Origin of the sequence: Nonomuraea lactucae (assembly GCF_003313395.1) — a bacterium.
Lineage (GTDB): Bacteria > Actinomycetota > Actinomycetes > Streptosporangiales > Streptosporangiaceae > Nonomuraea > Nonomuraea lactucae.
This window is the reverse complement of record NZ_QNFZ01000245.1, coordinates 1-8788: the sequence shown is the minus strand read 5'-3', so window position 1 is coordinate 8788 and position 8788 is coordinate 1. Positions and strand designations below refer to the sequence as shown.

At 72.2% G+C, this 8788-nt stretch carries 9 protein-coding genes; all 9 read right to left on the bottom strand.

The window, feature by feature from the left end:
- Positions 1–237: 237 nt before the first annotated feature.
- The gene (locus tag DQW85_RS15415) at positions 238–1431 is read right to left on the bottom strand and encodes an esterase-like activity of phytase family protein (protein WP_240197197.1); all 1194 of its coding nucleotides are present in this window, start codon (positions 1429–1431) and stop codon (positions 238–240) included.
- Positions 1432–1539: 108 nt separating this feature from the next.
- Positions 1540–2079 carry a flavin reductase family protein gene (locus DQW85_RS15410; RefSeq protein WP_113700999.1) on the bottom strand — a complete coding sequence of 180 codons (540 nt, stop codon included), beginning with the start codon at positions 2077–2079 and terminating at the stop codon, positions 1540–1542.
- Entirely contained in the window at positions 2076–2600 is a 525-nt protein-coding gene (locus DQW85_RS15405) for an NADPH-dependent FMN reductase (RefSeq protein ID WP_113700998.1), read from the bottom strand. Before DQW85_RS15405 ends, DQW85_RS15410 begins: the two co-directional genes overlap by 4 nt.
- The gene (locus DQW85_RS15400) at positions 2597–3940 is read right to left on the bottom strand and encodes an LLM class flavin-dependent oxidoreductase (protein ID WP_113700997.1); all 1344 of its coding nucleotides are present in this window, start codon (positions 3938–3940) and stop codon (positions 2597–2599) included. The genes DQW85_RS15405 and DQW85_RS15400 overlap by 4 nt, the downstream gene beginning before the upstream one ends.
- Positions 3940–4818, bottom strand: a complete 879-nt coding sequence (locus tag DQW85_RS15395; protein ID WP_240197196.1) for an ABC transporter permease — start codon at positions 4816–4818, stop codon at positions 3940–3942. Before DQW85_RS15395 ends, DQW85_RS15400 begins: the two co-directional genes overlap by 1 nt.
- Positions 4811–5638: an ABC transporter ATP-binding protein gene (locus tag DQW85_RS15390; protein ID WP_113700996.1), complete on the bottom strand. Its 828-nt coding sequence runs from the start codon at positions 5636–5638 to the stop codon at positions 4811–4813. Before DQW85_RS15390 ends, DQW85_RS15395 begins: the two co-directional genes overlap by 8 nt.
- A complete protein-coding gene (locus DQW85_RS15385) occupies positions 5635–6654 on the bottom strand; it encodes an ABC transporter substrate-binding protein (RefSeq protein WP_113700995.1) in 1020 nt (339 codons plus the stop codon). The genes DQW85_RS15390 and DQW85_RS15385 overlap by 4 nt, the downstream gene beginning before the upstream one ends.
- Positions 6655–7016: 362 nt before the next feature.
- Positions 7017–7823, bottom strand: a complete 807-nt coding sequence (locus tag DQW85_RS15380) for a transglutaminase family protein (protein ID WP_113700994.1) — start codon at positions 7821–7823, stop codon at positions 7017–7019.
- On the bottom strand, positions 7808–8698 hold the full coding sequence (locus DQW85_RS15375) for an alpha-E domain-containing protein (RefSeq protein ID WP_113700993.1): 891 nt from the start codon (positions 8696–8698) through the stop codon (positions 7808–7810). Before DQW85_RS15375 ends, DQW85_RS15380 begins: the two co-directional genes overlap by 16 nt.
- Positions 8699–8788: the final 90 nt, after the last annotated feature.

Here is an 8788-nt window from a genome sequence, read left to right as displayed (position 1 = left end):
GCCGGGCTCGGCGCTCGCCGGGGCGGGCGGCGTGGCCGCGGCGCTCGCGGTGACGGCCGGTACGGCCGCCGTGACGAGGGACGAGGTGATGAGGGCAGCCGCGAACAGGGTTTTGCGCATGGGTGATTGTCCGCAGACGCCGTGCACCGGCCGATGACGCCGAGCCGACCGCCCAGGGAACCCTGACCGACGAAGCGGTGGGCCCGCCGACGCGCGCGCCGACGGGCCGCGAACCGGCTACAGGTAGACGCGGGGGTCGGCCCCCAGCCCCCGGGTGAGCCGTACGGTGATGAACTCGTTGTCGTCGGGCCTGCCGGGGGTGCGCCCGGACGAGAACGGGAAGTTGTTGTCGTCGAGCACGCCGAGCGTGCGGTCGTCCAGGATGATCACGTCCTCGATGGTCTGGAAGGGGAACCTGAACGTCCCGCCCGACCCGCCGAGATCCTTCGGGTCGGCGAGGTCGAGCAGGTCGGCGACCAGCGTCTTGTCGAGCGCGCCGTCCCCGTCACGGTCGCGGGTGTCCACCAGGTAGATCCGCTTGACCTTGGCGGCGTCGCCCTGCAGGTTGTCGCGCTCGATGACGAGGAAGCGGTGCCTGTCGACCGCGATCGCGTCGCCGATGGCGTGCGACGGGTCCTCCAGCCGGTACGTCCAGCGCCGCTCGGTGTAGGCGCGCTTGCGCAGGTCGAACTCGTACATGCGGAGCGTGCCCGCCGGGTCGCCGGTCACCGTGCCTTCGAGCAGCGGGTAGAGGCGGCGGCCGTCGACGGAGCGGGCCATGCCCTCGAAGCCCTTGCTGCGGCCGAGGTTGGGCTGGGCGCCGCCGAGGCCGGGGTTCTCCGGCGCGCGGACGCCGGGCAGCTCGATCGGCGCGTCGAGCAGCCGCCCCTCCCGGTCGGCGTGAAGCAGGAACGGGCCGAACTCGTCGCCGATCCAGTAGGTGCCGTCCAGGCCGCGCACGATCGACTCGACGTCGAAGTCGGCGCCGGTCAGCTTGCGGTCCGCCCTGGTCAGGGCGGACGGTACGAGCCCGCGCGGGTCGGACAGGTCGAACCCGCCGAGCACCTGGACGGTCCGCGACCCGAAGTCGGGCCTGATCCGGTGGACGCGGAGGAGGAAGTCGGCGCTGTTGTTCTTGGCGCCGAAGCCGTTGTCGGACAGGACGTCGAAGGTGCCGTCATGGCGGCGGGCGATGCCGCTGAACCCCTGGACGGGCTGGCCCGGGAACGGCGGGGTGACCCCGTTGATCGGGGCCGTGCCGAGCTGTGCGCCCGAGGGCTCGCTGCCCGGCACGTACGTCTGGGCGGGCAGCGAGGCGAAGCCGGTCAGCGTCGCCCTGCCGTACCCGCCGCGGCCGGGGTCGGCCGCCGCGGGCGTGGACAGTCCGGCGACCAGGGCGCCGGCGCACATCAGGATGGCAATGCGTTTCATGGCGGGCACCCTAGGGGCGCCACATGACGGGATTCCGAACGGCGAGCCAACGGGCGGCCCCGCGACCGACCCGCCCGGCGACGTGCCGACAGGCGGGTCGGTCGTGGATCACGGATCGGCCGTGAACCTGCCGAACCTGCCCTGGTGGTAGAGGAGCGGGCGGCCCCCGCGCACGTCCGCCTCGGCGACCAGCCCCACGACGAGCACGTGGTCACCCACGTCGAGCGTCTCGTACGGCAGGCAGATCAGGTGGGCCGACACCTCCTGCAGCAGCGGCGCGCCGAGCGGCCCCGGCCGCCACCGGGTCGGCTCGGCGAACCGGTCGACGCCCTTGCGGGCGAACCTCGACGCCAGCTCCGCCTGGTCGCTGGCCAGCACGTTCACCGCGAAGTGGTCGGCCGTGCGCAGCCAGGGCCAGGTGGTGGACGACTGGTCCACGTAGAAGGAGACCAGCGGCGGGTCGAGGCTGACCGAGGAGAACGACGTCGCGGTCAGCCCGACGGGCACGCCGTCGCTCTGCGCGGTGATGACCACGACGCCGGCCGCGTGCACGGCCAGCGCCTCCCTGAACGTCTCGGCGCCGACGGCGCGGTCGGGCAGGGTGTCGGGCAGGGCGTCGGGCAGGGTGTCGGGCAGGGTGTCGGTCATGCGACGGCTCCTTCCCTGAGCGCGGCCACGACCTGTGGTGCGACCCGGTCGTACCAGCCTGAGAGGACCTCGCCCAGCCGGGGGATGTCGGACTCGACCAGCGCCAGGCCGGGCGTGGGGACGGTCGCCCCCAGCTCCACCAGCAGCGGACGCAGGTGCACCTCGACCGCCAGGGCATGCCTGGGGTCGCCCATGACCAGCAGGGGCAGCGCCACCGTCCCGGCCAGCCCGCCCGAGGGGAGCCGGTCGAGGAACGCCTTGAGCAGTCCGGTGTAGGTGCCCTTGTAGGTGGGGCTCGCCACCAGCAGCACGTCCGCCCCGTGGACCAGCTCGGCGGCCACCTCGACCCCGGCGGAGGGGGTGGTGGACAGCAGGTGCGGGCCGAGCGCCGACAGGTCCACCAGCTCGGTGGACCGGCCGAGCCCGATCCGCTCGCCGAGCGTCTCGGCGGCCTCGACGGCGACGCTCAGCGTCCTGGACCCCTCCCGGGGGTTGCCGACCAGCGTGACGACGCCGCTCACGACACCACCGCCAGGTCCAGCGCCTCGCCGGCGGCGGCGAAGCGCGAGGCGGGCCGCTCCAGGCCGTAGTTCTCGCGCAGCGTGCGGCCCTCGTACTCGGTCCGGAACAGGCCCCTGACCTGCAGTTCGGGCACGACGTGGTCGACGAAGTCGTCCAGGCCGCCGGGCAGCAGCGGCGGCATGATGTTGAACCCGTCGGCGGCGTCGCCGGTGAACCACTCCTGGATCTCGTCGGCGATCCTCTCGGGCGTGCCGGCGACCACGCGGTGGCCGCGGCCACCGGCCAGGCGGGCGAGGAGCTGCCGGACGGTGAGCCCGTCGCGCCTGGCGAGGTCGATGACCAGCTTGCGGCGGCTCTGCGCGCCCTCGGTTTCCACGGACACGTCGGGCAGCGGCCGGTCGAGCGCGTCCTCGGACAGCTCGACGCCGATGAGGTTGGCGAGCTGGGTCAGCCCGTAGGCGGGGACGATGAGGTCCTCGAGCTCCTGGGCCAGGCGGCGCGCCTCCTCCTCGGTGGAGCCGATGATCGGCGAGATGCCGGGCAGGACTAGGAGCTGGTCGGGGCGCCTGCCGTACCTGGCCAGGCGGCCCTTGAGGTCGGCGTAGAACTCCCGGGCCTCGTCGAGGGTCTGCTGGGCGGTGAAGACGGCCTCGGCGTAGCGGGCGGCGAACTCCTTGCCGTCCTCCGAGGAGCCCGCCTGGACGAGCAGCGGGTGGCCCTGCGGCGGGCGGGAGGTGTTGAGCGGCCCGCGGACCCTGAAGTGCTCGCCCGCGTGCTCGATCGGGTGGATCTTGCCGGTGTCGGCGTACACGCCCTGCGCGCGGTCGCCGAGGACGGCGCCGTCCTCCCAGCTGTCCCAGAGGCCGGTGACGACCTCCAGGAACTCCTCGGCGCGGGCGTAGCGAGCGGCGTGCGCCGGGCGCTCGATGCCGAAGTTGTGCGCCTCGGCCTCGCCGGCGGAGGTGACGATGTTCCACCCGGCCCGGCCGCCGCTGATGTGGTCCAGCGAGGCGAACTTGCGGGCCACGTGGAACGGCTCGTTGTAGGTGGTGGAGACGGTGGCGATCAGGCCGATGTGGTCGGTCACGGCCGCCAGGGCGGACAGCAGGGTGAGGGGTTCGAGCCCGCCGAGGGCGTTGTGCCTGACGTTGCCCCACAGGGCCAGGCCGTCGGCCAGGAAGACCGAGTCGAGCTTGCCGCGCTCGGCGGTGCGGGCGAGCTGCTGGTAGTGGCGGACGTCGGTCACGCGGGAGGGCTCGGTACGCGGGTGGCGCCAGGCGGCCTCGTGGTGGCCCACGCCCATCAGGAAGGCGTTCAGGTGCAGGGTGCGAGCGGTCATTACGGGGTCCTCCAGGTGGAGAATCGGCGCTCCACGGTGACCAGGAGCTGGTTGAACAACAGGCCGATGGCGGAGATCGTGATGATCCCGGCATACATGTCCTGGATGCGGAAGCTGGACTGCGACGCCTGGATCAGGTAGCCGAGCCCGGCCTTGGCCCCGACCATCTCGGCGAAGAGCAGGACGAGGATCGAGTACGCGCCGGCCAGCCGCACCCCGGTGAAGATGGTCGGCACGGCGGCGGGCAGGATGACCTTCTGGAAGAGCCTGGCCGGGCCGAGGCCCATGGACCTGGCCGACTTGATCAGCAGGGGCTCGACGGTCTTCACGCCGCTGATCGTGTTGAGCAGGATCGGCCAGGAGCAGGCGTAGAGCACGAAGGTGACCTTCGTGGTCTCGCCGATGCCCAGGATGAGCGTGAACACCGGCAGCAGCGCCACCGCCGAGGTGTTGCGGAACAGCTCCAGCACGGGGCTGAGGAAGTCGGCCACCGGCTTGTACCAGCCGATCGCCAGGCCGAGCGGGATCGCCAGCGCGATGGCCAGGACGAACCCGGCGAGCGAGCGCAGCAGCGACGCCCCGAGGTGCTCGCCGAGTTGGCCGCTCACGAGCAGGTCGTACCAGGCCAGCAGGTCCTCCGAGAGCGGGGGCACGAACACCGGGTCCACCACGCCGAGCCTGGGCAGCGCCTCCCAGAGGGCGAGCAGCAGAATGATCGCGGCCCACTTGCCGGCCAGGGTGGACGCCGCCCGCCACAGCCGCCCGCGGGAGGCGGGGACGATCGGGACGGGTGTGGCGGGTGTGGCGGGTGTGGGGGTGGGCGCGGCGCGTGTGGCCACGGCGGGGGCGGGCGCTGTGGCGGTGCCGAGGTCAGGCAACGGAGCTCGCCTCCTCACGCTGGGCCGCGGCGACCTCGTCGCGCAGCAGCGTCCAGATGTGGTGGCGGTACTCGCCGAACCGGCCGTCGGCCCGCAGGTCGCCTTCGCGTGAGTCGAACGCGATCTCCACGATGTCCTTGATCCGCCCGGGGCGGGAGGTCATGACGGCGACCCGCTGGCCGAGGTAGACGGCCTCGTCGATGCCGTGGGTGATGAAGACGATCGTCTTGCCGGTCTTCTCCCAGATGCCCAGCAGCTCCTCCTGGAGCGACTCCCGGGTCTGGGCGTCGAGCGCGGCGAACGGCTCGTCCATCAGCAGCACGTCGGGGTCGAAGGCGAGGCTGCGGGCGATGGCGACGCGCTGGCGCATGCCGCCCGAGAGCTCGTGCGGGTAGCGCTCCTCGAAACCGGCCAGCCCGACGAGGTCGAGGTAGTGGCGGGCCCGTTCGGCGCGCTCGCGCCTGGCCACGCCCTTGGCCTCCAGCCCGAACTCGACGTTCCCGGTGGCGGTGCGCCAGGGGAAGAGCGCGTATTGCTGGAAGACGATCCCACGGTCCAGCCCCGGGCCGGTGATGGGCGTGCCGTCGATGACGATCTCGCCCGAGCTCGGCGCGGTGAGGCCGGCGATCAGGTCGAGCAGCGTGGACTTGCCGCAGCCGCTCGGCCCGACGAGGGTGAGGAACTCGCCGCCGCGGATGTCGAGGTCGATCTCGTCCAGCGCGGTGAACGGCCGGTCCGCCCCCCTGACCTGGAAGGTCTTGCTGACGCCACGAATGCCGATCTTGGTCTGGGTGAGGATGCGCTCGGGTGCGACGGTCATGACGCGGTCCCCTTCGCGTAGGGATTGAACTCGTTGGTGTAGACGTCGGCCGGCTTGATCTGGCCCGGCTTGATCTCGCCCTCGCGGGTGAGCCAGTCGATCCAGACCTGGAACTCCTTGTCGGCGATGACCCCTCCCTTGGCGGCGACCCCGGAGCTCTTCCAGAACGTCACCGTGGAGGCGTCCTCGTTGCGGCCCCGCTTGGCGATGATCTGCTGGAACCTGGCCACGACCTCCTCGCGCGGGTGGGTCTGCGTCCACTCGATGGCCTTCGCGTACCCCTCCACGAACGCCTTGGTGGTCTTCGGGTTCTTGGCGATGAAGTCGTCGCGCAGCACGACGGAGCCCGCGGTGAACGGCCCGAACAGGCCGACGTCGGTGAACAGGGGGCGCAGGCCGCCGCGCTGGAGCGCCTTGTCCTTCAGGACGCCGCCGAGCGTGCCGACGTCGAGCTGGCCCTGGCGCAGCGCCTGCTCGGTGTTGACCGGCGGGATGACGACGAGCTCGACCTGCTTGATCTCCTCGGGTGTCAGCCCCTCGCGCTTGAGATACTCCTTGATGACGGCCTCGTGGTGGGCGCCGAGGGTGTTGACGCCGATCTTCTTGCCGATGAGGTCGCGGGCGGTCTTGATGGGGCTGTTCTCGGCGACGTAGTAGCCGCTGAAGCTCTTCTCGTCTGAGCCGTAGTAGCCGATGACGGCTTTGATGGGCGCTCCGGCGGCCTTCAACTTGATGACGGCGCCGTTGAAGGCCCCGCCGAAGTCGGTCTGGCCGGTCGCGGCCGACTGGATGTCCTGGGGACCGCTGGTGGTGTTGCCGACCCACTTGAGCTTGATGCCGCCGAGGTAGCCAAGGTCCTCGGCCAGTTCGGGGAAGGTCACGGCGCCGACGCTGCCCTGGTAGCGCAGCTCGGTCACCTCCGGACCTCCCGGAGCCGCCGACCCTTGGGCCTGGCCGCAGGCGGCGAGCGCGGCCAGTAGAAGCACGGTTGGCACGACGCGGTTGAACCTGATCACGGTGTTTCCTCACGGGGGAGGGCATGCTCGCGCGGCGCCATGCCGTCGGCCGAGCATGCCGGAAGGGCTTTTCTGAAGGGGCGCGCGGGCGTCGACGGCCGCGCGCGGCACTGGAGAGCGCGGGCGTCGTCGGCCGCGCGGTGTGAAGGGGCGCGGCTGACGGCCGCGGTGCATGAGAGGGGAGCCTGGCGGCGGGGGCGCTCGCCGGCTACTGGTCCGTGATCAGCGACACTGCGCGCTGGCGACGTGGCCGAAGTCCACGTGCGGGCGCGTGGTCAGGTAAAGACCGGGGCTCATACGGCGAACCTACGCGGCGCCCGGCCAGAAGTCAACATTTCCTACTGGTTATGCAGGGATATATCTCAGCGCAGCCGCGTGACCGTCACGGTGATCTCCTGGCGGCTGCCCGGCCCCTGGTACACGCCCTTCAGCGGCGGCACGTCGGAATAGTCCCTGCCCCGCGCCACCACCACGTGCGCCTCCCCCACGAACGTGCGGTTGGTGGGGTCGAGCGGCAGCCACTCCCCCGCCCAGTACTCCACCCACGCGTGGCTCTGCCCGTCGACCGGCTCGCCGATCTCCGCGCTCGGGCGCGGGTGCAGGTATCCGGAGACGTAACGGGCCGGCAGCCCGGCCTCCCGCAGCATCCCCACGGTCAGGTGCGCCATGTCCTGGCAGACGCCCTGCCCCTGGTCCCAGGCCTCCTGCGCGGAGGTCTGCACGCCGGTCGAGCCCGGGACGTACACGACGCGACCGGCGACCACCTCGCAGATGGCCTCGGCCGCCTCATGCGGGTCGAGCCCCCGCGCCCGGCTCCTGGCCAGCTCGGCGAGCTCGCCGCTCACGGCGGTCCTGGTCGTACGGCCCAGCCACTCGCCCAGCTCCGGCCCCGGCGGTCGCGGGGCCGCCCCGGGCCGGCGCGGCGGCGACGTCTCGACCCTGCTGGTCGCCTCGATGGTGAGCGAACGGTGCGGCTGGCTCACGTCGAAGGCCGTCACCGTCGTGCCCCAGTAGTCCTCGTAGGTGTAGGTGGCGGCCACGGGCCGCACGACGATCCGGCTGGACAGGACGTTGTGCGCGGGCGTCATCCGCACCTCGTTGTAGGAGGAGTGCGCCTCGCCGTCGTAGTCCACGCGCGTCACGTGGCCCACCTTCACGCGCCAACCCATGCCAGCTCCTCTCTGTGCTGGAAGAACCGCTGGCTGATCGCCTCGCCGGCGGCGGCGCACGCCTCCTGCAGGGTGCCGAGCAGCTCGGGCACCCGGTCACGCAGCTCCGCGAGGTCGGCGTACTCCAGCCCGGTGCGGACCCTGCCGATGGCCGCCTGCGCGGGATCGGCCACCCCGGCGCGTGCCGTGGCGGGCGCCAGCGCCCGCAGGCACTTCTCGGCCGTCATCAGCGAGTAGACGACGGAGCGCGGGTAGAGCCGGTCGAGCAGCAGGAACTCCAGCACATGGTCGGCGTTGACCCCGTGGGTCCGGGTGAACGACTCGTCGGCCCCGCTGGCCTGCAGCAGCAGCCGCCGGTCACCGGTCAGGTGCACGGCGAGCAGCCGGGTGGTCATGTCCACCCGCTCCAGGCTCCGGCCGAGCACCAGGAACCGCCAGCAGTCGTCCCTGCTCATGGTGGCGTCGGCGAGCCCGAAGAACAGCGCGGCCCGCTCGCGGACGAACGACAGGTAGGCGTGCGGCGACAGCGCCTCCAGGCCGGAAAGCTGGTGCCAGGTGACGTTGAGGCACTCCCACACCTCGCTGGAGAGCACCTCGCGCACGCCTCTCGCGCTGTCCCTGGCGGCCCGGACCGAGGCGGCGATCGAGGCGGGCTCGGCCGGATCGTAGGCGAGCCGCCTGATCAGCGCGGGCGCGGTGGGCGAGGCCGAGTGCCGCAGGCCCAGCACGTCGAAGATGGAGCGGAAGGTCTCCGGCTCGTCGAGCACGCGGTGCACGGACACGTCGAGCAGCCTGGCCGTGTCGTCGGCGCGCTCGATGTAGCGGCCGATCCAGTAGAGGGTCTCGGCGATGCGGCTGAGCAGCGGGCGGGTCACTGGTCACCCTCCCAGGCCGCGGTCCGGCTGGGGCTCCACTGGGCGGACGGCGGCGCGGGCTCGCGCGGCCCAGCGGCGGACGGCGGCGCG